The 24,230-nt window shown below is 40.1% G+C and carries 20 protein-coding genes; 12 read left to right on the forward strand and 8 right to left on the reverse strand.

The genetic code is table 11. The features are described from left to right. The first annotated feature begins 548 nt into the window (after positions 1-548). From H5117_RS00645 to cyoE, 6 genes are all read left to right on the forward strand, one after another. Entirely contained in the window at positions 549-968 is a 420-nt protein-coding gene (locus tag H5117_RS00645; protein WP_002958097.1) for a hypothetical protein, read from the forward strand. A 322-nt stretch (positions 969-1,290) separates the two neighbouring features. After that, positions 1,291-2,250, forward strand: a complete 960-nt coding sequence (gene cyoA / locus H5117_RS00650) for a ubiquinol oxidase subunit II (protein ID WP_165723814.1) — start codon at positions 1,291-1,293, stop codon at positions 2,248-2,250. A gap of 2 nt (positions 2,251-2,252) precedes the next feature. Further along, positions 2,253-4,241 (forward strand): cytochrome o ubiquinol oxidase subunit I, encoded by a 1,989-nt coding sequence (gene cyoB, locus H5117_RS00655; RefSeq protein ID WP_024596558.1) that lies wholly within the window; start codon positions 2,253-2,255, stop codon positions 4,239-4,241. After that, positions 4,238-4,864 (forward strand): cytochrome o ubiquinol oxidase subunit III, encoded by a 627-nt coding sequence (cyoC, locus tag H5117_RS00660; RefSeq protein ID WP_002958100.1) that lies wholly within the window; start codon positions 4,238-4,240, stop codon positions 4,862-4,864. The genes cyoB and cyoC overlap by 4 nt, the downstream gene beginning before the upstream one ends. Continuing rightward, a complete protein-coding gene (cyoD, locus tag H5117_RS00665) occupies positions 4,864-5,220 on the forward strand; it encodes a cytochrome o ubiquinol oxidase subunit IV (RefSeq protein ID WP_182735950.1) in 357 nt (118 codons plus the stop codon). The genes cyoC and cyoD overlap by 1 nt, the downstream gene beginning before the upstream one ends. Before the next feature lie 9 nt (positions 5,221-5,229). Continuing rightward, positions 5,230-6,114, forward strand: a complete 885-nt coding sequence (cyoE, locus tag H5117_RS00670) for a heme o synthase (protein WP_002958102.1) — start codon at positions 5,230-5,232, stop codon at positions 6,112-6,114. A 101-nt stretch (positions 6,115-6,215) separates the two neighbouring features. On the opposite strand, the gene H5117_RS00675 is transcribed toward cyoE, so the two are convergent. The 4 genes from H5117_RS00675 to H5117_RS00690 form a co-directional block, all read right to left on the reverse strand. Then, entirely contained in the window at positions 6,216-6,881 is a 666-nt protein-coding gene (locus H5117_RS00675; protein ID WP_182693183.1) for a hypothetical protein, read from the reverse strand. Positions 6,882-7,054: 173 nt separating this feature from the next. Further along, a complete protein-coding gene (locus H5117_RS00680) occupies positions 7,055-9,037 on the reverse strand; it encodes a phytase (protein WP_182735951.1) in 1,983 nt (660 codons plus the stop codon). A gap of 11 nt (positions 9,038-9,048) precedes the next feature. Further along, positions 9,049-10,023 carry a metallophosphoesterase gene (locus H5117_RS00685; RefSeq protein ID WP_182735952.1) on the reverse strand — a complete coding sequence of 325 codons (975 nt, stop codon included), beginning with the start codon at positions 10,021-10,023 and terminating at the stop codon, positions 9,049-9,051. Positions 10,024-10,084: 61 nt separating this feature from the next. Beyond that, positions 10,085-12,388, reverse strand: a complete 2,304-nt coding sequence (locus tag H5117_RS00690; RefSeq protein ID WP_182735953.1) for a TonB-dependent siderophore receptor — start codon at positions 12,386-12,388, stop codon at positions 10,085-10,087. A 297-nt stretch (positions 12,389-12,685) separates the two neighbouring features. Between H5117_RS00690 and H5117_RS00695 the strand changes: the two genes are divergently transcribed. Both H5117_RS00695 and H5117_RS00700 read left to right on the forward strand, forming a co-directional pair. Next, positions 12,686-13,606 (forward strand): GGDEF domain-containing protein, encoded by a 921-nt coding sequence (locus H5117_RS00695; protein ID WP_182735954.1) that lies wholly within the window; start codon positions 12,686-12,688, stop codon positions 13,604-13,606. Further along, positions 13,590-14,591 (forward strand): AraC family transcriptional regulator, encoded by a 1,002-nt coding sequence (locus H5117_RS00700; protein ID WP_024596553.1) that lies wholly within the window; start codon positions 13,590-13,592, stop codon positions 14,589-14,591. The genes H5117_RS00695 and H5117_RS00700 overlap by 17 nt, the downstream gene beginning before the upstream one ends. Before the next feature lies 1 nt (position 14,592). On the opposite strand, the gene H5117_RS00705 is transcribed toward H5117_RS00700, so the two are convergent. From H5117_RS00705 to ettA, 4 genes are all read right to left on the reverse strand, one after another. Further along, a complete protein-coding gene (locus H5117_RS00705; protein WP_182735955.1) occupies positions 14,593-15,096 on the reverse strand; it encodes a TlpA disulfide reductase family protein in 504 nt (167 codons plus the stop codon). Between the two features lie 62 nt (positions 15,097-15,158). Further along, positions 15,159-16,067: a histone deacetylase gene (locus H5117_RS00710; RefSeq protein WP_182673769.1), complete on the reverse strand. Its 909-nt coding sequence runs from the start codon at positions 16,065-16,067 to the stop codon at positions 15,159-15,161. Positions 16,068-16,120: 53 nt separating this feature from the next. Then, a complete protein-coding gene (locus H5117_RS00715; protein WP_002958114.1) occupies positions 16,121-16,486 on the reverse strand; it encodes a PilZ domain-containing protein in 366 nt (121 codons plus the stop codon). 154 nt (positions 16,487-16,640) lie between these two features. Beyond that, positions 16,641-18,314 carry an energy-dependent translational throttle protein EttA gene (ettA, locus tag H5117_RS00720; protein WP_024605363.1) on the reverse strand — a complete coding sequence of 558 codons (1,674 nt, stop codon included), beginning with the start codon at positions 18,312-18,314 and terminating at the stop codon, positions 16,641-16,643. Positions 18,315-18,647: 333 nt separating this feature from the next. Between ettA and H5117_RS00725 the strand changes: the two genes are divergently transcribed. From H5117_RS00725 to metH, 4 genes are all read left to right on the forward strand, one after another. Continuing rightward, positions 18,648-19,295, forward strand: coding sequence for an outer membrane beta-barrel protein (locus tag H5117_RS00725; RefSeq protein ID WP_182735956.1), 648 nt, complete (start codon positions 18,648-18,650; stop codon positions 19,293-19,295). Positions 19,296-19,505: 210 nt separating this feature from the next. Beyond that, a complete protein-coding gene (metA, locus tag H5117_RS00730) occupies positions 19,506-20,453 on the forward strand; it encodes a homoserine O-succinyltransferase (RefSeq protein ID WP_002958117.1) in 948 nt (315 codons plus the stop codon). Further along, the gene (locus H5117_RS00735) at positions 20,443-21,516 is read left to right on the forward strand and encodes a homocysteine S-methyltransferase family protein (RefSeq protein WP_024605362.1); all 1,074 of its coding nucleotides are present in this window, start codon (positions 20,443-20,445) and stop codon (positions 21,514-21,516) included. Before metA ends, H5117_RS00735 begins: the two co-directional genes overlap by 11 nt. 9 nt (positions 21,517-21,525) lie before the next feature. After that, positions 21,526-24,156, forward strand: coding sequence for a methionine synthase (metH, locus tag H5117_RS00740; RefSeq protein WP_182735957.1), 2,631 nt, complete (start codon positions 21,526-21,528; stop codon positions 24,154-24,156). Positions 24,157-24,230 lie beyond the last annotated feature (74 nt).

Below are 24,230 nucleotides of genomic sequence, written 5' to 3' on the forward strand. Positions count from 1 at the left end.
AGTGTGAAAGGCAGCTCAAGTTCGGTGGTGACTTAGCTTGAGTTGTTTTTATTCCCTACAATTGCCACGTAGTGTAAACCAAGAATCTTTATATTGTGTGTGAAGATGTTGTCAGTGTGAAAGGCGGCTCAAGTTCGGTGGTGACTGAATTTGGGCTGTTTTTATTTGTGCCACACAATTATTACTCCCTCCTAAAAACCTATAATCCTATTAAATATTTCTCTTTAAATCGTTTTTTATTTTAGCTAACCGAATGTTTTTTATCGTGTTATTTTTTATTAACAAAATAGCTTCGAAAGCTTAACTCAAATTAATTGATTTTTAGTTGAACAGAAAATTCTCTTTGTTATACTCACGTTCGAACTTTCAGTAAGTTTTGAAAGTTTGGTTGATACGGATCAATTTTCGCTAGGTAAATATGTGCTAGCTGGATTTGATTGTATTTAGCACCTGGTTTTAGGGTTTACAACAGCAATGTTTTTTAAATTTTTCCATTGCAAACTGTATTACTCTAATTTTGTTATAGTCATTTTAGTAGGTTAATGTCTTTGAACACACTTTCTTTGCATCATACAGCTACGGAACTTGCCTCTGGCGAGCCGCAGACGTGTGAACGCTTGAATAAAGCAGGCAAGGGCGTGTGTGTAGCTATAACTTTATTAGTGTTTAATACTGTAATGTTGCTAAGCGGTGCACTAGAGGATGCCTTCAAGCTTGAAGCGCTATTAAGTGATGGGTTTATTGTAGAGCCACTGTTACTTAATCTTGCGCAATTTTTAGCTCATCCGATCATATCAAGTCAGTTACTTATTGGCCTTTGTTGGTTATTGTTCCATATTTGTCCAGCGCGTCGTGCTGGCATAATCCTCCGTAAAGCAGCCTTTGCTTTTAGCGAGGCTAAAGTTCTTCAGCCTGTGATCTCTTCACATGGTTGTCGTGCTCCACCTAGCTTTACAGGTTGCCTGTAACGCTGCATCTTGTTGCTGGTTTTAATTATTTGTTCTTGCTGTAAATAATTAAGGTTAGCTAAAACAAAGTAGCTCCGTGTTTTTTTAAACACATTTCAGCCAACCACCACTCACCCAAGTTAACTTTTATTACGTTATATAAATGCGTTTAGAAAGCTGGGTTTGTTGCTAGGTCATTAATGGCATGAGCTTTAGGTTTTTTTGAATAGCCCCCTTATTTTTATAATTTAATTCTAGTTAACTTGGGTTTTTATTGAAAAATCGTTGCTTTGGTTTTTATTTTAAGCAGCAAATTGAAACTCTAGGTTTGTAGGATACTCCCTTGTTAATTCGTAACCTTTGTAATATTGCTTTAGCTAGTACAGTGCTGGCGTTGTCAGGCTGTAAAGGCGGGATACTCGATCCAAAAGGGCAAATAGGCATTGATGAGAAAAATTTAATCATCATCGCAACCGTGCTTATGTTGCTTGTAGTCGTTCCCGTTATTGTGATGACTTTGTATTTCGCTTGGAAATATAGAGACACTCAAAACCAAGAAATTTATGCTCCAAAATGGGCTCATTCAAATAAAATTGAAGCCGTTGTTTGGGCTGTTCCTATTGTTATTGTAATCATTTTAGGTGTTATTACCTGGCAGTCTACCCAAGACTTAGACCCCTATAAACCCATTGAAGGTAAAGGTGAACATCTTACTGTTGAAGTGGTTTCACTAAACTGGAAGTGGCTATTTATATATCCTGAGCAAGGTATTGCTACGGTTAATGAATTAGTGTTCCCAGCAAATGTACCTGTTGAATATAAAATCACCTCAGAGAGCACAATGAATTCATTTTTTATTCCGCAATTGGGTAGTCAAATATACTCAATGGCTGGGATGGAAACCAAGCTTCACTTAATTGCAAATGAGCCAGGTACGTTTAAAGGCTTTTCAGCAAATTACAGCGGCGCAGGTTTCACTGGCATGAAATTTAATGCCATTGCTACACCTACTCAAGCAGACTTTGATAAGTGGGTGAGTGATGTGAAAGCGAATTCAAGCGCTAATAACCTGACTCATGCAAATTATGTTGAGCTTGCAAAAGCAAGTGAAAATAACCCAGTAGCATATTACGGAAAAGTTGATGACGGCTTATTTCATACCATTGTTATGAAGTATATGCAGGCGCATGGCGATATGAACAAAAAACACCATGCATTGGGCGAACATGGGCAAATGAGTAAAAAGCATCATGAAATGAGTGAGCACTCAATGCCTTCATCTCACAGCCAAGGCGAGGAATAATAATGTCGTTATTAGGTAATCTTTCACTCGACGCAATTCCGTTTCATGAGCCAATTCTTGTGTTCACGATGTCGGTTATTGCGATAGCTGGGCTTATTATTGCCGGGCTTATTACAAAGTATAAAAAATGGGGCGTGCTTTGGCGCGACTGGATCACGTCTGTTGATCACAAACGCTTAGGCGTAATGTATATTCTTTTAGCACTAATAATGCTGTTTCGTGGTTTTTCTGATGCAATAATGATGCGTGCGCAGTTGGCACTTGCTACCAGTGGTGCGCCAGGTTATTTACCACCAGAACACTACGACCAAATATTTACTGCCCACGGCGTAATCATGATCATATTTATGGCAATGCCATTTATGATTGGTCTAATGAACATTGTATTACCACTTCAAATTGGTGCTCGCGATGTTGCTTTTCCATTTTTAAATAATTTAAGTTTTTGGTTTACAGCCAGTGGTGCAATTTTAATTAACTTATCACTTGTATTTGGTGAATTTGCAAAAACAGGTTGGGTGGCATATCCGCCGCTTTCGGAGCTGACCTTTAGCCCTGGGGTGGGGGTCGATTATTATATTTGGGCCTTGCAAATATCCGGGCTCGGTACACTTCTAACAGCCGTAAACTTTTTAGCAACCGTGTTTAAAATGCGTGCACCAGGTATGACCCTAATGAAAATGCCAATTTTTACATGGGCATGTACATGGGCAAACATCTTAATTGCAGCATCATTCCCAATTTTAACTGCTGTACTTGCAATGCTAACGCTTGACCGTTATCTAGACTTCCACTTCTTTACCAATGAATTGGGCGGTAACGCCATGATGTACATCAACCTGTTTTGGGCATGGGGTCACCCTGAGGTATACATATTAGTATTACCAGCGTTTGGTATTTTTTCTGAAATTATTTCGACCTTTGCCGGTAAACGTTTGTTTGGTTACAAATCGATGGTTTATGCCAGCGGTGCAATCTCAATTTTAGGCTTTATTGTTTGGTTACATCACTTCTTTACTATGGGCTCAAGTGCTAACGTTAACGCGTTCTTTGGGGTAATGACTATGGTTATTGCCGTACCAACTGGGGTTAAGTTGTTTAACTGGTTATTTACTATTTACCGAGGTCGATTACGTATAAGTGTACCGGTACTTTGGACTCTTGGCTTTATGGTTACCTTTACCGTAGGCGGTATGACCGGTGTATTACTTGCCATTCCTGGCGCCGATTATGTACTGCATAACAGCTTATTCTTAATTGCACATTTCCATAACACAATTATTGGTGGTGCTGTGTTTGGTTACCTGGCCGGTTTTGTATTTTGGTTCCCTAAAGCAATGGGCTTTAAACTTAATGAAAAATGGGGCAAAGCATCATTTTGGTGTTGGATTATTGGTTTCTTCGTAGCATTTATGCCGCTGTACGTACTTGGTTTCTTAGGTATGACACGTCGCTTAAACCACACTAACAACCCAGATTGGAACATGTGGTTATACATTGCCGCAGGCGGTGCTGTAATTATTATGTTTGGTATTATCAGCCAAGTAATTCAATTATATGTGAGCTTTAGAGACCGTGAAGCGCTTGACGATACAACAGGCGATCCGTGGAACGGCCACACACTTGAGTGGGCTACAAGTTCACCTCCGCAAATTTATAACTTTGCAACAATTCCACATATCGATGATATTGATGCATGGACCGATATGAAAGAAAAAGGTCAAGCATATCAAGATAAAGCAAACTACAGTCCTATTCATATGCCTAAAAACACATCAGCTGGCGTGTTAATGGCAGCAAGTTTAACAGTATTTTGTTTTGCAATGATTTGGCATATTTGGTGGTTAGCTGTGGTTGGACTAGTAGGCGGAATTGCCATATTTATCAAACGTTGTTACACCAGCGATGTAGATTACTATATACAACCTGATGAAATTGCACGCATTGAAGCTGCATATAATTCAAGTGGCGTTAAGGAGTTAAAAGCGTGAGTACACTTTCTGCAAATTTAGACTCTGTATCACACGATGATCATGCCCACGCGCATGATCACCACGATACTTCGGGTGATACCGTATTTGGTTTTTGGTTATACCTAATGACCGATTGCCTACTGTTTGCCTCGTTTTTTGCCACTTACGCTGTGTTATTTATGAACACAGCCGGTGGCGTATCGGGTAAAGATATTTTTGAACTCGACTTTGTAGCAGTAGAAACTGCAGCACTACTGATTAGTAGTATTACTTTTGGTTTTGCCATGATTGCCGCTCAAGGGCAAAAAAAGGCACTAACACTGACTTGGTTATTTGTTACGTTTTGTTTAGGTGCTGTGTTTATTGGTATGGAAGTATACGAATTTCATCACCTAATTGTGCATGGCAATGGTCCACAACAAAGTGCCTTTTTAACATCGTTTTTCTCATTAGTTGGCTTACATGGTTTACATGTAACAGCGGGTCTAATTTGGATGACCATAATGATGATTGAAGTTGCTAAACGCGGCTTAGGTAAAGCAACCGTAACGCGTTTAAGCTGCTTAAGCCTATTTTGGCACTTCTTAGACATTGTCTGGATTTGTGTATTTACCGTTGTTTATTTAATGGGAGCAATGTAATGAGCCACAGCGAAACGCATGCGTTAAAGCAAACGCAAAGTGATCATCATGATGAATCTCATGGCAGTGTTAAAACTTACTTAATTGGCTTTGTGCTATCGGTAATTTTAACTGCTATACCGTTTTACATGGTAATGGAAGGTGACTTCTCAAAAGCAACAACGCTTTGGAGCATTGTTACTTTAGCAATCGTACAAATTTGGGTGCATTTAAAATACTTTTTACACCTTAATTTTACCACCGAAGATGGCCGTTCAAGTACTTTTTCATTCCTATTCAGTGCTCTGATCATCGTAATGGTTGTTGGGTTATCTGTTTGGATCATTTATGAATCTAACGCAATGATGATGTACTAGGAGTTGAAGATGTTTCGTCGTTATTTATCAGTGACAAAGCCGGGTATTATTATGGGCAATTTGATCAGCGTAGCGGGCGGGTTTTTACTTGCCTCGCGCGGTGATATAGACCCATGGTTAATGATTGCCACATTAATTGGTTTGTCGCTAGTGGTTGCATCAGGTTGCGCTATCAATAATGTTATAGATAGAGACATAGATGTGGCCATGGCGCGTACTCGTACGCGGGTTACAGTAACGGGCGAAATGTCGGCCTTTGCTGCACTTAGTCACGGTATTTTATTGGGTGTTGTGGGCTTTGGTTTACTTATCGCCTACACCACTCAAGCCGCGGTATTTTTTGCAGCCTTTGGCTACGTAATTTATGTAGGGGTTTATAGCCTCTACATGAAACGCAACTCAGTATATGGCACTTTTGTAGGCAGCCTTTCTGGCGCTGTACCGCCAGTAGTAGGTTACTGCGCCGTAACAGGGCAGTTCGATATGGGCGCATTAATACTGCTAGTCATGTTTAGCTTGTGGCAAATGCCGCACTCTTACGCTATTGCTATTTTTCGCTTTAAAGATTATCAAGCTGCAGGTATTCCTGTATTACCAGTAGCGCAAGGTATCGACAAAGCAAAACGCCATATCGTACTTTACATTGCTGTATATGCCCTAGTTGTGATGTTACTGCCAATTACTGGCTACACAGGTGCTGCTTTTATGGCTGTTGCTTGTATTACCAGCTTTTGGTGGTTGCTAATGGCGCTACGTGGTTATCGTCGTAATATTGATATGAGTAGCTGGGCACGTAAAGTGTTCGCATTTTCAATTATTAATATTACAGCGTTAAGTATTGCTATGGCTGTTGATTATCATAGTGTTGCTCCACAGCTATTAACGCTTACCTAATTTAAAAATTTTTAACTATTCCAAAGTTAATCCAAAGGCTCGAAAGGGCCTTTTTTTATGCCTAAATATTAAAATAATTGAACATCAGTATTCTCACCCTTTTACTTTCTAAAATCATCAGCATTGTAATAAAGTGGTTTAAGGGTGCCGCAGTTAATAAATTTATAGGTAAGCTCATTTTCAGCTGGGACACGTTTTGAGGTACGAAGCTTTTGCATACATGCATTAACTAAATCAACAAAAATAAGATGGTTATAGCTCGGCGCTTGTTGAATTTTATGAATATAAATATGCTCAGTACCGCCTAGATTAATCATGTCGTAATCTTGCCATTGCGATGATTCACTTAAATCTTTTAGCTCTCTGGCATACAGTTGCTTACTCAGTTCAAGCTCTTTTTTTGAGTAAATTAAACTACCACCTTGTTGATAATCACCCTCGTAAATATCGGCAATAATCGTAATTTCTTCACCACGCATTAAATGTTGAATATTAAACGCTTGTGGCTTAACCGTGATTAGCTCAGCATTTCTAACAAAGTTTAAGAGTGCGACATCGGGGTTTCCTATTTTATAAACAACTTGCACATCATCTGGAGAATTATAACTAGGTAAGTTAATCGCAATTATAGATGAGCCTTGATTAACCAAAGCCATAGGATGCTCAGCATTGTAAGCGGGGTCTACCGGTGGTAGTTCTGTTTTTTCTTCTTCTGCTACAGCAAAGCCACTTAAAGTAACTAGTAATAAAGTAAGTAGTAGGCGCATTATAATCTCAATTAATTTATGAGCTTAAATTTTAGTATAAAATATACATTACATTGAGTTAATTGCACTTAATACTTAAACGCCAAGCATTGTATAAAAGGCTCAAATGAGCCTTTTATACAATTTCAAGGTAATCTCAAAGCGACATTAAAATAATGGCGACTAAATAAGCACTACTTAATTGCTTTTTTTACTTCTCGCCAATCTATTATTTTAAAGTTTTGAGGCTGCTGTGGCATACGATTATAACCATCTTGTACAACTAAAATACCTTCAGGATAACCCGGAAGAGACTTAGATGTTACTGTTAACCCGTCGGTTTCTGATGAGCCATCAATACCATTAACCAAATCACTTATTACATTAAACTTACCCGTAAACTCTAAGCTAGGTGTTTTAATGCCCGCAGTACCATTCTTTATTTTATACAGTACGTAGCTGTTATCACCTTGGCTCGAAACAACTAAATAACGTGTTTTGTCGCTGTGGTAAATTTCCATACCTTCAACATCATCAACAAGTTGCTCATTTATACCTTGCAGCATAACCGGTGTACTGCCTGCAGTTGGCTCTGCACCTATAAACCAAATACCGGCATCTTCTTCGCCTACAAATAATTGTCCTAGTTCATCATCTGCACTACAGCCTTCTGGTTGGCTTGGTAGGTTAAACTCGCGAACAAGTTTGCCTGTTATTTTTTCGTTATCCTCACTGATTTTATATTGCTGATACAGCCCCGATTTATCATTTACAAATACATAGTTCCCCGTATTTGACGAGTACATACATAAGCCATAAATTTCATCAAGATTGGTATTAATATCAGCAATGTACTTCACACTATTATTAGCTTGTACTGTAAATACACTAATACCGTTAAGCGTTCGGTTACTGGCAGTTATTAATGTATTGGTACTGTTTTTAATCGTGCTATTTTGTCGCAGGTCTACGTTATTTAAACGACCAACTTCAAGTGACTGTTCAAGCTTGCCATTTAGGCTGTATACCATTAGTCCACGGCGTTTATCGGTGCCTAAAATTAAGCTGTTTGCTGCATCTTTAGGGTTAACCCAAATTGCCGGATCGTCTGCTGCATCACCAAATGCTTGAACGGGGGCCGTTTGTGCACTTGCCTTTATTTGAGTAATTGATTGGGGGCTGGTTTTTAATGATTTTATGATAGGTGTTACAGGTAGTGTACTTTTAATATAAGCGCCTGTTTCGTCGTTATACAGTACTGCCGTTGCCGCGTTGTTACTTGTGTAATTTACCGCTACCGATTCCAAGCTCAAGTCACCATTTAACATCCAGTTATTAAGAATTTTACTAATTGGATCATAAGCATACACAGTATTGTTTTTGGTACTAGTAAACCAGATAATACCATCTTGCGAAGCTGAAATAGCTCCTAGTTCACTGTCTAACTTTCCAAAGGGGGCGACTAAAGCAATCGGTTTTTTATCTGCTTGCGATTCCGCGTTCGCGTTTATTGCCCAAATGCCTACTTCGCTTTCACTTACATATAAGGTATTTGTTGTTGTACTTACAGCACAACCCGACGCCTCACTAACGCCAGAAAATTCACGTACATTTACGTTAACCGCTTTATTATTCGCTGTATCAAAAATAATAGTTTCGGTAATTAGCCCGCGTACATCAGGTACAAATGCCGATATTGATTCACTCGCTTTATTAGCAAATAAACACACCGTATCGGGTTGTGCTTGTGGTGGGTTAATGCGGGTTAGTTCAATTGTATCCCAGCCACTTTGAGTGTGCTCAAGCTTAAATATAACAACGTTATCTTGATTGTTATCAATAGTTGCAACCAAAAATGAGTGTGCTGTTAGCTTAGTGACAGCAAGCGCTTCAAAGTTACCTTTTTTTATAATGCGGCTTTGTTGCGTTTCACTTTCAACTAACACTAAGCCTTTGCTTTCGCTTGCTAGCAACCAATTGTTATTATTTAACCATGCCGCTTGTGAGCCTTGCATGTTATCTGTTGGACCAAATTCAGTACTATTAATGACTACTTTATCGGATGTTTTTTTTACTGCCGTATTTGTAGCCATGTTACTATTGCTACACGCACTTAATGTACTAAGCACCAAGCTACTTACAATTAAGCTAATAGATGTTTTTAATTTAAATTTCATGTTGTAACCCTTTATTGGTCAAAGCGCTTTTGAGTGCTGTAACGCACTTCGCCTTTATAGTTAATAGCCGTTGCTTTTAGTGCTTCATTGTTAATCGAAAAGCTCAAAAATCCTGGAGTAGCTTCTGCAAAACGCGTAAATTCACGTTGTTTTACGTAACGCGCTTCGCTACCACCACCAGATACAAAGTGGTCGAGTTTACTGCCATCTATTTGGTTATGTTGTAGGTCATGTTCGTGTCCTGCTACGTATGCTTGCACACCATTTTGCTCAAATATGGGCTCGAGTAAATTACGTAAACCTTCAGTAAGTCCGTAACGTTTTCCACTGCTATAAAGTGGGTGATGACCAACCACTATTTTCCATCGTGCCTGGCTATTTGATAGTTGGCTATCTAACCATGTTAATTGCGCTTGGCTGTTTTGCCCTTGAGTTGCTTTGTATTTTTCGCGTGTTTTGTATTCAGGATTTAAAGTATTAGTGTCTAAAAACACCATTAATATCTGCTCGCCACCTTTTAAAGTAAAGGTTTTGCTGTAATAGCGTGCAGGTAAATTCCAGCGCTGACTTTTTTTACTGTAATCAAGTTGTGCTTGCGCATTACCTAAATAATCATGATTACCCAGTACTACATACCAAGGCTCGAATGTATGTGGACCATGGTAAATATCTTCATAGGCACTTTGCCAAAGCGGGTCGTTAACACTTGCCACGCCATTGGGATAAAAGTTATCGCCAGTTGAAATAGTAAAATCACCATTCGTTTGAAACATCGCTATTTCTAACTGGTGTGCTACGTCTTTTTGATAAAAGTGCCCGTTATGTCCCCAATCACCAATAACCGTAAAATTTAAGCTCTTAGGCAGCACCGTCAAGTTGGCAATTTTTTGTTGCTCGTATAATACATCGGTGTACGTTACGTTTGCCAATACGCTTTGTATACTGCATAAGCCAAGTGTTATTAGCAGTAATGTTTTTTTTATCATTATAGTTCTCTCATGTTTGGTAGCGCTAAATAAAGTGATTAGCACTACCTCATAAACTTATTTAAAACGCGTAACGCAGCATAAGTTGATAAACCGGTCCCGCTTCTTCAGATTCAATTTCGTACTCATCAAAGCTTCTACTAAACTGATCTTCAACGGTATCAAATTTATTAAAGGTTTCGTCTTTACTTGCATCAAGTAGGTTTGAACCCACCAAGCGTAGCGTTACATCTTCCCAACGTTTTTCTAAAAACACTTCAAAGTCGGCACTGTAAGATGTAGTTATTTCTTCACCTACAATACGTCCATAGGCATCACCTTGCTTACGGTAAGTTACGCCAAATGCAGCTTTGAGTTCGGGTAAGTCTTGAATAAACCCTACGTTATAAACGTAGTCTGATTGGTCGTTAAATTTGCGAGTTCCAAAAAAATCGGTTACTTCACTATCAAGCCATGAGTAGTTTAAAAATACACCCGTATTAGGCATGCTAAATGCGCCAAGTGGAGTAGATAAATCAAGCTCAACTCCTTTAACATTACCATCGCCGGTGTTGCGTGGTTGCAGTACAAATGTACCTTCGCCCTCAGAGCCTTCTTGTCCTGTATTTGCTATTTCTATTAGGTCATTTACTTTGCGATAAAATAAATTAATACCTACAACGCCACTTTTTCCTAAGCGATACTCGTAGCCTAAGTCCATACCCCAAGCTGATTCTGGTTTTAATTCAGGGTTCCCTAGTTGGTCGTTATCGCCAAGCTCTTTTTCGATAAGTGCCGGCGTTAAAAAATCAAACTCAGGGCGGCGTAAACTACGCGCAATCGATGCACTTATACGCCCATTTTCGCTAACGTTATAACGAAAGTGTGCCGAGGGGAGGATAAAGTCGTAACTATTATTTTCGGTCACGCCAATTGTTTTATCATTAATTTTAGAATCGGTAGACTCCCAGCGAACGCCCAGCTCCCAAGCAAATAAATCATCTTTGTGCTTAACAAGGGCAAATAAGTCAAAGCGATCTTCTTCTAAAGTATTTACACCACCAGTAACCGCTTCGTACTCGCTATTAAATGCAGCAAGCGTTAAAGGTGATGCTGCGTATTGATCCCAACTGGTAAGTGCAAGTTCTAATTCGTTTTGCGATTCTAAAATTTCACTGTCGCGTTTTTTATTTTGTAAAAATGCACCAAGCTGAATTTCTTTGCTGTCACCCCAAGGTTGGCTGTGTTGCCACTGTAGAGTCCATTCTTTATCATCTATTTCACTTTTAGTTTGCTCTTCTTCAAATACCATAGGTAGCTCTGAGGTATCTAATTCGACTTCTTCCTCATAAACAGACTCTTCAAACCGAGCAAAGCCAAATTTAAACTTACTTGTGCCGCTTAGTAGTAGAAATTCATAAGCGGTATTGATGTTGTAATTAGTTTGGTCAATATATTTAACATTGGCATTATCTGTTTCTAAGTTACCGCCATTTACAATATCGTTATTGGTTGCAGTTGGGTCGTTGTATTCAAATGAACGTTCATCCTCAGTACGCTCTGTATCAACCCACATAGCGCTAATATTAAACTGACTATCGTCGTCAAAAACAATTTCGTAGCTGGAGTTAAGTGATGTGTCGTCGCCATCGCGAGTGTCTGATTGGTCTTCGCGGTTATCAAACTCTTCTGTTTGAAAATTTATATTGTTTTCAGGGCTATCGCCGTAGCGCAAACTAGTTTTTTGTTTTGGGTTATATCTGCCTTGTAAATTTGCACCAAGTAATAAGCGCCCACCAGCAAATTCAGTACCGTACACAGCAGCCAAGCTTTCTTTAAATTCACCATCGTCATAAAGCAAGCCACCAGCACGCAAGTAACCGCCATCTAAACTGTAACCATCGCGCAATACAATATTTAATGTGCCCGCAATAGCATCGGCTGAGCGGTTAGCACTTGATGAGCGAATAATTTCAACGCGTTCAATTAACTCAGCCGGAATTCGGTCAACAAAAAATGAACGGTCGGCACCAGCGCCAGGTACTTCTTCACCGTTTATAAGCACCTTTGTATAAGCAGGGCTTAACCCCCGCATACGTGCACCATCCGATTCAAGCACATCCGATAAAAATGTAACACTGGGTACTCGTTTTAATGCATCGCCTGCGGTCAATGGTTCAAAACGTTGAAAGTACTCTTGTGAATATTCTAAGGTTGGTGCGAGTTCGTCTGAGCGGTTTCTGTAGCCAATTTCACCGTATACAACAATTTTGTCAGAAACTTCGATATCTTTTTTTGTGGTTTCTTTTGCATCATCTTCTGCATAAGCCGTTAAATTACATAAGGCTAATGCGGCTACCAGTGCTTTTATTTTAAAGTCTTTCATTGTATTTGCTCTTGGTTATTGCTGGGTTGTTTCTTGATATGGCGAGCAAGCTAAAGATATTTGATTACGTAAATGTGACAGTGTTTAGTTTAAATACATGTATTTAGAGGTGTTTGAGCAATATCTAGAGCGTATTGAGCTTTTATCACTCCTCGTAAAGTCAGGTGTTATGTACCGTGCAGGGCTGTTTTTAAAGTAGGTATCATTTAGTTGTCATATAGCTGAGCTAATATGACCCTGCTAACAAAAACTTGTATGAACTAACTTTAAAACTCATTTATAAACGAGATACCGCACATGCGATTTAACCCCTTTATCAGCCACCGATTATTAATAAACGCTATTATTGCGATGTTTTTTAGCGCTGTGTTTTTAAGTAGTTATTTAGGTGTATTAAAAACTTACGCCAGTATTCAGTGGCTCGATATTATGGGGGAGGGCGGTATTGTATTAATGACTCTCGTATGGATTGCCGCGTTATTAATTTCAAGACCACCGGGTAAAGTAACCACTTACTTAGTGATAGGTGTTGGGTTATTTATGTTCTCGGCAACCCTCGATTTACTTGATGAATGGCTAATGCATCCCGCCCATCAATGGCTCAGCTGGATTGAATCTCTGCCAGCACCTTTAGGTATGTTGTTAACGAGTGTGGGTTTGTATTATTGGCATCAAGAGCAGTACGTATTAAATCGTCAGCTACGCCGCCGTGAAGCGCATTTACGTGAGCACGATAAGGTGTGTTCAGTTACAGGTCTTTATAAGGCGCAGTACCTAGATTCTGCAATTAAAGAGCAACTTACGAGCAAACAACCACTCTGGCTTGGGGCTATTGATATTCGTGATTTTTCGCATTTTAATAGTGAGTTTGGCTTTAGTGAGGGCGACCGGTTACTGCGTGAAATTAGCGAGCTATTGTTAATGAATTGCCGACTAAGTGATGTAGTGTGCCGCTACGCAGGAGATTGCTTTATGATATTGATGCCAGCCACCACAGAGCAGCAAGCTAAAGAGTTGATGGCACAAATTAAAGGAGCTCTAAAGCATTGTGCATTTAAAGTTGAAGCATCTAAAAAAGCAAAGTTTCAATATGTCACTACCGCCTTAATACAAGGTAATACGCATAGCAGTACAGGTAAACTAACAAGCCAACTGCATAGTCAATTACAACAAAAAAAGCATCAACTAAAAGTAACGCACCGTGCACATGTTTGTTAGCCAAGACGACAAATATTTAAGCGCTCAAGGGCTTATTACGTCAGCTGTAGAGCTTGCTCAAAGCCGAAACATAAATTTACATAAGCTGCTACGCGGTACCGGTATTTTTGAACAAGACTTACTTAATTTTCAGCATACATTTAGTGTGTCTCAGCAGGTGCGTTTATTAGCTCAATTTAAGTTGTTGATGAAAAGTACTGACAGTGGTTTTTTACTCGGTAGCCAACTTATTAACGACACTCGAGCCGAAGCTCAGGCATTAAAATATAGCGATAATTTAGCTCAAGTATTAAAGCAATTATCACTTTTAAGAATGCAATTAGCGCCTTTGCTGTTTAGCCAAACGTATATTAAAAACGATAATGTTTATATTTATATTCAGCCAGCACATGGGTTTGATGAAAGCCTTTACCACTATGTGCTAGAGATATACAGCACTGCATTTTATAGTTTACTTAAACGAGTGAGCGAAAGTTACCCGCATTGTCAGTTCGACTTTGCTTTTAAACGCCCTCGGCATATTCAAGAATATGAGCAAAATTTAGGGCTAAAGGTAAGTTTTGATAAGCCATGTACTCGCTGGGTATTAAATAAAACCATGTTAAGGGCTAAAAACCCGCATGCGAGTCAATTACGATTTATGCAAGCGCAGTCGCAGCTACATAATAAAAGCGTAGTTAGCATGACTTTTATTGAAGCCGTCTGCAGATACTTATACTCTCACCCAAGTGCTAATTTAGAGTGCACCGCAAAGCACTTTGCTATGAGCTCAGCTACATTTAAGCGCAGACTCAAACTCAATGGGGTACGCTTTTCAGCGTTAATAGATGAGCAAAATAAGCACAAAGCTATTTACCTACTTACTCTGTGCGCCAAACATAACGAACAAGTCGCTGAACATTTAGCTTTTTACGATATACCTAACTTTCGGCGCGCCTTTAAACGCTGGACAGGCTTAACACCTAATCAGTTAAAAGCGCAATAAGTTACTCAGTTGCCATGTCTATGGAGTGTAACAATGTTCGTGCATTTAAATGAAGATTTGGATCTTCTGGGTTTGACGTATTAGTCAGCCAAATTACATTGCCTTCTTTATTTACAAATAATGTAGTAGGTGTGCCTCGTATACCTAATTGCTGTGCTATTGCATCGGCTTTTACAGCTGTTTTAAAAGTATAACCTCTTTCGCTAAGTGCTTTAGCGGGAGTAGCATCGTCATCTTCTTCAAAGCTCACGGCAATAACTTTTAATCCCATATCATCAATTTTTTGAAGTGCTGGCTGCAGCTTTTTACAGTACGGACACCATGTTGCCCAAAAGTGTAAAACGTAAGGTTGACCTAATAAATCTTGAGTATTGAGTGGCGACCCATCAGCCATTTGTAAATTTAATGTTGGCAATTTAGGATATGTTGCTTCTGGGCTTGTATCTTGTGCGTAAGCTGTAAAGCTTAATAAAATTAGCGTGATGGTAATAAATAGCTGTTTCATAATATGCTCTTTTTTATTTTACATATTAAACAAGAACGATAATTTAACATTTTTCTTTCAAACTAAAAGCCAGCAGCTTGTTCAACAACAATAGCGTGGCGTTTAGCGAGGCGTAGGTGATCTCTATCGTAACCTCCACCTATCACAGTAGCTACAGGTGTATTGTGTTCAAGGCAGCGTTTTAATACTAAATGATCACGTTTAGCTATGCCATCCCAGCTAATATCTAACTTACCCAAGCCATCACCTTGCCAAATATCAACGCCAGCATCGTAAAGTACTAAGCTTGGGTTTAGCTCTTTAAGTAAATAACTTAGTGTTTCGTCAACTATGGCAAGGTATTCGTCGTCCTTCATATTATTTGCCAGGCCAATGTCTAAATCGCTAGCGGACTTTCTAAAGGGGAAGTTTTTTTCGCAATGGATAGAGCAAGTATACGCATAGGGCTGATGCTGTAACATTGCAGCTGTGCCATCACCTTGGTGCACGTCTAAATCAAAAATAAGTACGTTAGTTACCTCACCCGATTCAATTAAAGTTTGCGTGGTAAAGGCCAAATCGTTAACCATACAAAAACCTGAACCAAAGTCATTATGTGCGTGATGTGTACCACCAGCAAGATGACACGCTATACCGTGTTTAAGTGCTAAGCGGGCTGTTTGAAGCGTTCCTTGAGGGGCTGTAAATGTACGTGCCATAAGCTCTTTTGACCAAGGTAGACCAATGCGACGCATTGCTTTTTCATCTAAGCGGTTGTGCCATAAATCTTGGATATAATTATCGCAATGCACAAGCTCAAGGGGCTCTGGCGTGCCTAATATTGGCTCAACTAGGTTACTGCCGATTAAACCAAGCTCTGCAACATGTTGATATAAATGTGCAAATTTACTCATTACAAAGCGATGCTTAGGATCAAAGCTAAACGAGTAGTTAGGATGGTATACCAAAGGCAAATGAGGATTTAAGCGCATATTTATAAGCTTTATAAAGTTTGCCCTATGGTAATCAACTTAAGAGAATGAGTCTATTGTGAGTCATTAATAAGTGACGCTAATTCGCGATGCAGTAGCTCATCATCGGCTAAGTTTAGCTCTATTAAACGCTTTAAATAAGTAATACTGTCTATATCAATGTGATGGCATTTTAAACCAATATGATCGGCTTCAATATGGCAAATCACTACTTCCATTTTTATTTCTATATCGCTTTGAGGTAATGTAAAACGCAGTATTGCTTGCGTATTGTGGCTGCCAATAAATGCATCACAATTAGTAACCAACGCGCCATGTAACGATAGATCGAGTAATTTACACGGATACTGTTGGCTATCAAAACATAACAGAGCGTTAGTTGAAAATAGCACACGAGAAAACTGTCGACGATTTTGCATAACCTAATTTAGCCTTACTGTTTTTATAATAAATTAAGCATAGCGGGTAATTCTCTACATGCTAGCAAGATGTGCTCCTGTAATGCTGGTGACATAAAAAAGCCCTGCAAAGTGCAGGGCTTAAGTTATACAAACATAAAATTAACCAATATTTTTAGCCAATTTTTTTGTACTTAATACGTTTAGGTTGAGTTGCCTCAGCGCCTAGGGTCTTTTTAAGCCACTCTTCATATTCAGTGTAGTTACCATCAAAGAAGTTAATTTGACCTTCATCACGGTAATCTAAAATATGTGTAGCGATACGGTCAAGGAACCAACGGTCATGCGAGATACACATTACACAACCTGGGAACTCTAAAATAGCGTTCTCCAGTGCACGTAGTGTTTCAACGTCCAAGTCATTGGTTGGCTCATCGAGTAGTAACACATTGCCGCCAGCTTTTAATAACTTAGCAAGGTGTAAACGGTTACGCTCACCACCTGATAGGTCTTTAACAAACTTTTGCTGATCGTTACCTTTAAAGTTAAAGCGACTTACATATGCTCGGCTTGGGAACTCAAAGTTACCAATTTTCAGTACGTCTTGTCCGTCTGATATTTCTTGGAAAACAGTTTTGCTTTCGTCCATACCGTCGCGGAACTGATCAACAGTAGCTAGGTGTACTGTTTCGCCAACGCTGATGCTACCGCTGTCTTGCGTTTGCTCACCGCTTATCATTTTAAACAGTGTTGATTTACCCGCGCCATTCGCACCAATAATGCCCACAATGGCACCTTTTGGCATGCTAAAGCTTAAGTCATCAATTAAAACTCGATCGCCAAAACTCTTACGAAGATTAGTTACTTCAAGTACTTGGTCACCTAAACGCGGACCAGGTGGGATAAACATCTCGTTAGTTTCGTTACGTTTTTGGTAATCAGACTGCTGCATTTCAGTAAACTGAGCCATACGTGCTTTTGACTTAGCTTGACGACCTTTAGGGTTTGAACGAACCCATTCAAGTTCTTGCGCAATTGATTTTTGACGTGCTTTTTCAGATTTTTGTTCTTGCTGTAAGCGCGCATCTTTTTGTTCAAGCCAAGAAGAGTAGTTACCTTCCCATGGAATACCTTCACCACGGTCAAGCTCTAATATCCAACCAGCTACATTATCAAGGAAGTAACGGTCATGCGTTACAGCCACAACAGTGCCTTCGTAATCGTGTAAGAAGCGCTCTAACCATGCAACCGACTCAGCATCCAAGTGGTTAGTAGGTTCATCAAGGATAAGCATGTCTGGTTTTTCAAGTAATAATCGACATATAGCAACACGGCGACGCTCACCACCTGAAAGGTGCTCAATTTTAGCATCCCACTCTGGCAGGCGAAGTGCATCAGCTGCGCGTTCTAAAACGTTGTCGATGTTATGACCATCGTGCGCCTGAATAACAGCTTCAAGCTCGCCTTGCTCTTTTGCAAGTGCGTCAAAGTCAGCGTCTTCCATGGCGTATTCGTTATACACTTCGTCAAGACGTTTAAGTGCATGTTTAACTTCGCCAACAGCTTCTTCAACAGTTTCACGTACTGTTTTACTTTCGTCTAAAACAGGTTCTTGCGGTAAATAACCAATTTTAGTACCAGGCTGAGGATGTGCATCACCTTCAAAATCTTGGTCAACACCGGCCATAATACGCAGTAACGTAGATTTACCAGAACCGTTTAAACCAAGCACACCAATTTTAGCGCCAGGAAAAAAGTGCAACGAAATATCTTTTAAGATAGTGCGCTTAGGTGGCACAACCTTAGATACTCGACTCATCGAGAATATAAATTTATCAGGTAAAACCATGGAGGAAAGCCTTCAAATAATAATAAAAATTTCAATGTTGTATTGTAGTGGCTGACGGGTGAAACAGTCAACGAATGCTGTATAGAACAATACACTTACCTAAGCAGTACTTTGTTTTGATTGCTCGTTAAAAACACTACTATTACAGGATTTCTATTGTGTAAAATTCTGTAATCTATTGTTTTATATTGTTCAAATACATTTCATTTTTAACAAAAGTGGTACAGTATATTTACAAGCTGTAAAGTATAAGCAAGTTATATAGGCAGGCCACACTTAGTTTGTTGTTAAACATCACATTATTAAATATTACAAAGGTTTAAAGGAATGAACATGAAAATAGTTACAAGGTTAGGGGCATTACTTTTAGGTTTATACTCATTTTCGAGCCAAGCAGACATACTCCACGTAAATGGTTATTACCAAGGAATAGGGATAGGGTCTACGCAAATAGATGTATACGAGAGTGATAGCATACAGTTTACAACGCTTTACGGCCGGTTTGGATATCAGTTTTCGCGTTACTTTGCATTAGAAGGGCGTATAGGTTTTGGGTTAAATGATGAGTCAACGCCTCTAAACGGAATTGTTTACACTCAGAACCCACAGGGCGGTTCGCTGAGTTCAGAATTCATTAAGAGCGAAATCGATTCAAGCCTTGATTTGCAAACAAGTATATTTGTAAAAGCTAATTATCCAATTTCATCTCGAGCTGATGTGTTTTTATTTGGTGGCTATGGTAGAAATAAATTAAGTTACAATGAAGGCGACTTAAAAAACCTTGCAGAATCAATAACTGGTACAGATACAAATTCTACGCTAATAACTGAGCAAAACTACGATGAAGGCGGCGTAACGTACGGAACCGGCATTGACTTTAGGCTAACTCAACGCTGGCAAGTAAGTGCTGAATACCAATATTTTGATACAAATGAAGGCGATATTTACGCTCTTAATTTATCTGTAAATTATCGTTTTTAATTATAATAGCGCTACTGATTTTAGTAGCGCTATTTCAATTCACTAAAACAAAGTACTTCAATATAAATGCATTCCCTCTCATCTATAACTTTTAGTAAATCTTAAAAAAATCATGAATAAATTTCATTTGGACATCTATACATCTAGAGGTTGATATTTTTTACTTTCAGTTCATAATTAAGCCTCGGTTTTTATGAGCAGGAGTAAAGTATGCCAATTACAGTAAAAGACGAGTTGCCGGCAATTGCACGTTTACGTCAAGAAAACGTATTTGTAATGCCAAAAAGTCGTGCAAAAACGCAAGAAATACGCCCAATGCGTTTGGCTATTTTAAACTTGATGCCTAATAAAGTAGAAACCGAAGTTCAGTTTATTCGCTTACTTGCCAATTCGCCTTTGCAAGTAAACGTAGAACTACTGCGCCTCGACACTCACCGCAGTAGCAGCAACTCAGAAGAGCACCTTGATACCTTTTACCGTTACTTTTCTGAGGTTAAAGACAACAATTACGATGCATTAATAGTAACCGGTGCGCCACTTGCCCATTTAGAATACGACGATGTAGCGTATTGGGATGAGCTAAAGGTCATTATTGATTGGGCTGAGCAACACGTTACCTCTACGTTATTTTCGTGTTGGGCAGCGCATGCAGCGTTATATCACCGTTACAATTTAAAACGCGATTTAAAAGACGATAAACTGTGTGGCGTATTTACTCACCAGTGTTATTTTGATCACGGTGCACTGACTCGCGGATTCGACGATACCTTTTTGGTACCGCACTCACGCTACGGCCATATTGATATAAATAAAATAAACGCCTGTGAAGAACTCGTTGTACTGGCAGGTTCTGAGCGAGTAGGGGCTTACTTACTTAAAAATAAATCGGGTAGCCAAGTGTTTATAACCGGCCACCCAGAGTACGACGCCGACTCGCTAAAAGCAGAATACGAGCGCGATTGTAAAAAAAGCCCTAATGCACCAAAGCCCGAAAATTACTTTCCGGATGACGATGCAACCAAACAACCTTCAAAAACGTGGCAAAGCCATGCTTTTTTACTTTTTTCGAACTGGTTAAATTACTACGTGTACCAAACCACACCGTATGATATTAATTTAGTTAGCCAAGACGTGAGGACTAACAACTATGCCGAATAACGCGCCTACAAATAATAAGCAAGCCGAAATAAGTGCCGCATTAAAAGAACGCATTTTAATTTTAGATGGCGCAATGGGCACCATGATCCAAGATCATAAGCTAGAAGAAGAAGACTATCGCGGAGAGCGTTTTAAAGACTGGCATGTATTAATTAAAGGTAATAACGATTTATTAAGCCTAACCAAGCCCGACTTAATCACTGATATTCATCGTGGTTTTTTATCAGCGGGCGCCGATATTATCGAAACCAATACGTTTAACTCGACCACTATTTCGATGGAAGATTACGACATGGCAAACCTAAGCCGTGAAATAAACCTAGAGTCGGCTAAATTAGCACGCGCAATTTGCGATGAATTTACGGCTAAAACGCCAGAAAAACCGCGCTATGTAGCCGGTGTTTTAGGGCCGACATCTAAAACGTGTTCAATTTCGCCAGACGTAAACGATCCGGGTTACCGAAACGTTACTTTTGATAAGCTAGTTACTGCGTATGTAGAGTCTACCCTTGCATTAATGGAAGGCGGCGCCGATTTAATACTAATCGAAACTATATTCGACACGCTTAATGCAAAAGCCGCCTCGTTTGGTGTAGAAGAAGCCTTTGAGCAAGCAGGGCGCACATTACCAGTTATGATCTCGGGCACTATTACCGACGCTTCTGGCCGTACGCTTTCTGGGCAAACAACCGAAGCATTTTATAACTCTATTCGCCATATTAAGCCTATTTCGATTGGTTTAAACTGCGCGCTTGGCCCTGATTTACTGCGCCAATATGTAGAAGAGCTTTCGCGCGTGTGCGAAACCTTTACATCGGTACACCCTAATGCGGGCTTGCCTAATGAGTTTGGTGAATACGACTTAGAAGCGCCTGAAATGGCAGCCGAAATTATCGATTGGGGTAAATCGGGCTTTATTAATATAGTAGGTGGATGTTGTGGCACCACGCCTGCGCATATTCGTGCTTTTGCAAAAGGTCTAGCGGGCGTTAAACCACGCCAATTGCCAGAGCTTGAAGTACGCATGCGTTTATCAGGCCTTGAAGCCTGTAACTTAAATTAAGGAGCCAACATGACCCAACAAATAGCAGTATTTACTAATGTCGGCGAACGTACCAATGTAACCGGTTCTGCCATGTTTAAACGTTTAATCATGGAAGAAGACTTTGAAGCCGCGCTAACAGTGGCCCGCGAACAAGTAGAAAATGGCGCACAGGTTATTGATATAAACATGGACGAAGCCATGTTGGACTCAAAAGCCGCGATGGTTAAGTTTTTAAACTTAATAGCCTCAGAGCCTGATATTTCACGCGTACCCATTATGGTCGACTCCTCTAAATGGGAAGTAATAGAAGCAGGCCTAAAGTGTATTCAAGGTAAGGCCATTGTTAACTCTATATCGCTAAAAGAGGGCGAAGAGCCGTTTATTCGCCAAGCTAAAATAATAAAACGTTTTGGTGCAGCTGCCGTTGTAATGGCGTTTGATACTGACGGGCAAGCTGATACAGCAGACCGCAAATATGAAATATGTGCCCGCAGCTACAAAATATTAGTAGAAGACATTGGTTTTCCACCAGAAGATATTATATTCGACCCTAATATATTTGCCGTAGCCACCGGTATAGAAGAGCACGACAACTACGCAGTAGAATTTATTGAAGGCACACGCCGCATTAAACAAAACTTACCGCACTGTAAAGTGTCGGGCGGGGTGTCAAATGTATCGTTTTCATTTAGGGGTAATAACCCAGTACGTGAAGCTATTCACTCGGTATTTTTATACCACGCCATAAAAGCGGGTATGGATATGGGCATTGTAAATGCAGGGCAACTCGCCGTTTACGACGACATCCCAGAAGAGCTTCGTAAAGCCGTTGAAGACGTAATACTTAACACAGACCCAGGTGCAGGCGAGCGTTTAGTAGAGCTTGCACCAAAATACTCTGGTATGGCACAAGCCGAGCGAGTAGAAGATTTAGAATGGCGCACATGGCCTGTTGAAAAACGCCTTGAGCACGCGCTTGTAAAAGGCATTACTACCTTTATAGATGAAGATACCGAAGAGTGCCGCGCTGCTGCCGATAAACCTATTCACGTAATTGAAGGGCCGTTAATGGATGGCATGAACGTAGTAGGGGATTTATTTGGCGCAGGTAAAATGTTTTTACCACAAGTGGTTAAATCGGCGCGCGTAATGAAACGAGCCGTAGCCTACTTAGACCCATTTATTGAAGCCGAAAAAGAAGAAGGTTCAACCAATGGTAAAATAGTGATGGCGACCGTAAAAGGCGACGTACACGACATAGGTAAAAACATTGTAGGCGTGGTACTGCAATGTAATAACTATGAAGTTATTGATTTAGGCGTAATGGTACCTGCCGATAAAATATTGCAAACCGCCATCGACGAAAAAGCCGATATTATTGGTTTATCGGGCTTAATTACCCCATCGCTTGACGAAATGGTACACGTAGCAAAAGAAATGAAACGCCGTGGTTTTGAACTGCCGCTACTCATTGGTGGTGCAACTACCTCTAAAGCGCACACCGCAGTAAAAATTGAGCCGCAATATGATAAAGGCGTTGTGTATGTAAATAACGCAAGCCGTGCAGTTGGTGTGGTTTCAAACTTATTATCAAAAGACATTAAACCTGACTTTTTAGCTAAAACTAAAGCTGAATATGTAAAAGTACGCGAGCAACAAGCGCGTAAAAAACCACGCTCTAAGCCTGTTACAATCCAGCGCGCACGCGATAACGCAGCAAAGCTTGATTGGGATAACTACACGCCACCAGTGCCTAAAAAGCTGGGCGTGACTGAATTTAAAAACGTATCAATTGCTACTTTGCGTAAATACATAGATTGGACGCCATACTTTATGACGTGGTCAATTGCCGGTAAATACCCGCGCATAATGGACGATGAAGTAGTAGGCGAGCAAGCACAAAGCTTATTTAAAGACGCTAACGATATGTTAGACGACCTTGAAAAAGCAGGCAGTTTGCAACCACTTGGTGTAATTGGTTTATTCCCGGCTAACCGCGTGGGTGATGACATAGAAATATACACCGACGAAACACGCAAAGAAGTATTAACTACTTCGTGCCATTTACGTCAGCAAACCGAAAAAACCGACTTTGCTAATTATTGCCTAGCCGACTACATAGCACCCAAAGGCACGCCTGATTACTTTGGCGCGTTTGCAGTAACGGGCGGCCTAGAAGAAGACGACTTAGCAAATGTGTTTGACGCACAGCAAGACGACTACAACAAAATAATGGTTAAAGCCGTTGCCGACAGGCTCGCCGAAGCGTTTGCAGAATACTTACATGAAAAAGTACGTAAAGAGTATTGGGGTTTTGCACCAGACGAAAACCTAGCAAACGATGAGCTAATACGCGAAAACTACCAAGGTATTCGCCCTGCGCCAGGTTACCCTGCGTGCCCAGAGCACACTGAGAAAAAGAAAATTTGGCAGTTGCTCGACACCGAAAAACGCATTGGCATGCAGCTAACTAGCTCGTACGCCATGTGGCCAGGTGCTGCTGTTTCGGGTTGGTACTTCTCACACCCTGAGGCTAAATACTACGCAGTAGCCGCTGTGCAAAAGGATCAGGTAGAAGACTACGCTAAGCGAACCAATATGACGCTTGAAGAAGCTGAAAGATGGCTGTCACCTAACTTGGGGTATGATCCGGAGTAATAGCGAAGCGGTCAACTATCCGTTAAAACAAAAAACGAGCCTAATTTGGCTCGTTTTTTTGTGTTTTATATTTC

Origin of the sequence: Pseudoalteromonas sp. SG45-1, assembly GCF_014164135.1 — a bacterium.
GTDB classification, from domain to species: Bacteria; Pseudomonadota; Gammaproteobacteria; order Enterobacterales; family Alteromonadaceae; genus Pseudoalteromonas; species Pseudoalteromonas distincta.

Coding starts and splice junctions, on each gene's coding strand:
- H5117_RS00715 (WP_002958114.1), bottom strand. CDS start 16,486: ATGCAAAATCGTCGACAGTTTTCTCGTGTGCTATTTTCAACTAACGCT.
- H5117_RS00735 (WP_024605362.1), top strand. CDS start 20,443: ATGCCGAATAACGCGCCTACAAATAATAAGCAAGCCGAAATAAGTGCC.
- metH (WP_182735957.1), top strand. CDS start 21,526: ATGACCCAACAAATAGCAGTATTTACTAATGTCGGCGAACGTACCAAT.
- metA (WP_002958117.1), top strand. CDS start 19,506: ATGCCAATTACAGTAAAAGACGAGTTGCCGGCAATTGCACGTTTACGT.
- H5117_RS00680 (WP_182735951.1), bottom strand. CDS start 9,037: ATGAAATTTAAATTAAAAACATCTATTAGCTTAATTGTAAGTAGCTTG.
- H5117_RS00725 (WP_182735956.1), top strand. CDS start 18,648: ATGAAAATAGTTACAAGGTTAGGGGCATTACTTTTAGGTTTATACTCA.
- H5117_RS00690 (WP_182735953.1), bottom strand. CDS start 12,388: ATGAAAGACTTTAAAATAAAAGCACTGGTAGCCGCATTAGCCTTATGT.
- cyoE (WP_002958102.1), top strand. CDS start 5,230: ATGTTTCGTCGTTATTTATCAGTGACAAAGCCGGGTATTATTATGGGC.
- cyoD (WP_182735950.1), top strand. CDS start 4,864: ATGAGCCACAGCGAAACGCATGCGTTAAAGCAAACGCAAAGTGATCAT.
- H5117_RS00705 (WP_182735955.1), bottom strand. CDS start 15,096: ATGAAACAGCTATTTATTACCATCACGCTAATTTTATTAAGCTTTACA.
- H5117_RS00695 (WP_182735954.1), top strand. CDS start 12,686: ATGCGATTTAACCCCTTTATCAGCCACCGATTATTAATAAACGCTATT.
- ettA (WP_024605363.1), bottom strand. CDS start 18,314: ATGGTTTTACCTGATAAATTTATATTCTCGATGAGTCGAGTATCTAAG.
- cyoB (WP_024596558.1), top strand. CDS start 2,253: ATGTCGTTATTAGGTAATCTTTCACTCGACGCAATTCCGTTTCATGAG.
- H5117_RS00685 (WP_182735952.1), bottom strand. CDS start 10,023: ATGATAAAAAAAACATTACTGCTAATAACACTTGGCTTATGCAGTATA.
- H5117_RS00710 (WP_182673769.1), bottom strand. CDS start 16,067: ATGCGCTTAAATCCTCATTTGCCTTTGGTATACCATCCTAACTACTCG.
- H5117_RS00675 (WP_182693183.1), bottom strand. CDS start 6,881: ATGCGCCTACTACTTACTTTATTACTAGTTACTTTAAGTGGCTTTGCT.